Raw genomic sequence first — 1,446 nt, forward strand, 5'->3', positions numbered from 1 at the left:
GGCGGTGAGTTGACCGCCAAGATGGCGGCGTTACGGATGGTTTTACGTAATTCCTGATTGTTGATGATAGCTGAGTTTTTCTACGAGTGATTGTAGATTTTTGTCTATTCCATCTATGCACTTATTCCGTTCTAAGTTCAATATTGCAAGTTGTTTGACAACTTTATCTTTTTCTGAAGCTTCCACTTTTTCAAACTCATATACTTTTTCTTGTTCGTGCCACAAGTTACAGTTAACATGGGCAAGCTGTGAGAAGATTTCACCGATGCTACCCAGTACATCAGGTACATAATTGCCTTCTTTTTTATAAACTTTATTTGAGGCAAAAGTTAGGCGTTCGCTTGGAATTTCTCCAGAGACAGCACTGCTAATAAATTCGTTAATTTCTTCCTGAAGTTGCTTTTCTTGAACAGCAAGGCTTTGGAGTCTACTTTCATCTTCGGAATGCCACTGTTTCAATTTAATAATTGTCAATTTGTCGCAGAGAGAGCCAAGTGTTTCTGCCATAGTAAAATGTGATTGGTTTGCAAGAATCTAACTCAGGATGCTTAGGGATAGGTAGAAGACGAAGGCTAAGAAAAAAGATTATTGCTAGGGAGCTTTAGAGAAATTGGCATTTTACGTTTAATTATGTTCGCGTACTTATTTTGTCTTGTCTAAAGCAAGTTTTTGTACATCCACCCAGATTGAAAACTGCTATATCCTAGTTGATGCCGCTAAGGCACTAAATAGAGTGCTGAATATCAGACGAATACCGATTTCAAGTGTTCCCAGAATAGTCTATACTATTTTATACAACCTTTATCGGCGAATACAGGATTGTTTGACAATGGAACTGGCTAAAAGCCTCTCGGAAATAGCATTGACAAATTCAACGCTCTACCCTATCTCCGCCATAGGTAAACTAGGAGAGCGAGGATTTGGATATATTTGCAACTCTCTGGGATCGACAATCAAATCCAGGGTCTCCATGACAATAGCACCTAGTAAAGCATACTTTTTCCCAGGTTGGACGATTGCCTCAAATACTCCTTTTCTCTGGCAAACTTCCACCTCTACTCCCCAAACAATATCTCTTTCAGCAGTCTCCTCGTTAGCATACTTAACTATCTGCTTCCTAATTTTCGGGAAATTAAAGTGTAAAGCAGTTGATTCAGGCAAAACTAATAACGTTGCTCCTGTATCTACTTTCGCTTCCAGTTCGACGATCTCGCTGTTAGTCAAAGGATTTCTAATTTTTAAGGTAGTGTAGATAATTCCCATTGCTGCTTACTTCTTGGTTTCTACTAGCTTAACTGAAAATCACCCTCCGCCCACCGCAAAACCTGTGGCTGCAACTCCTAGCTATTGACAAAAAGCATATAATATTGTAATAAGCAAAGTCTACAAGGGTTTCTGGCTGTTTGCGATCGCCTTACATAACAATAAAACTTACCCACCACCCTT

Annotated in this window: 2 protein-coding genes; both read right to left on the reverse strand. The window is 39.3% G+C overall.

The window, feature by feature from the left end; all coding sequences use genetic code 11:
* Positions 1–42 precede the first annotated feature (42 nt).
* Positions 43–507, reverse strand: a complete 465-nt coding sequence (locus PY364_RS22260; protein WP_275526368.1) for a hypothetical protein — start codon at positions 505–507, stop codon at positions 43–45.
* Positions 508–879: 372 nt separating this feature from the next.
* Positions 880–1,263, reverse strand: coding sequence for a hypothetical protein (locus PY364_RS22265; RefSeq protein WP_275526370.1), 384 nt, complete (start codon positions 1,261–1,263; stop codon positions 880–882).
* Positions 1,264–1,446 lie beyond the last annotated feature (183 nt).

The organism is Kamptonema sp. UHCC 0994, from assembly GCF_029167235.1.
Classification (GTDB): domain Bacteria; phylum Cyanobacteriota; class Cyanobacteriia; order Cyanobacteriales; family Microcoleaceae; genus Kamptonema.

What these genes read in the sequence shown, in the direction of transcription:
- PY364_RS22260 (WP_275526368.1), bottom strand. Translation starts at nt 507, where the DNA reads ATGGCAGAAACACTTGGCTCTCTCTGCGACAAATTGACAATTATTAAA.
- PY364_RS22265 (WP_275526370.1), bottom strand. Translation starts at nt 1,263, where the DNA reads ATGGGAATTATCTACACTACCTTAAAAATTAGAAATCCTTTGACTAAC.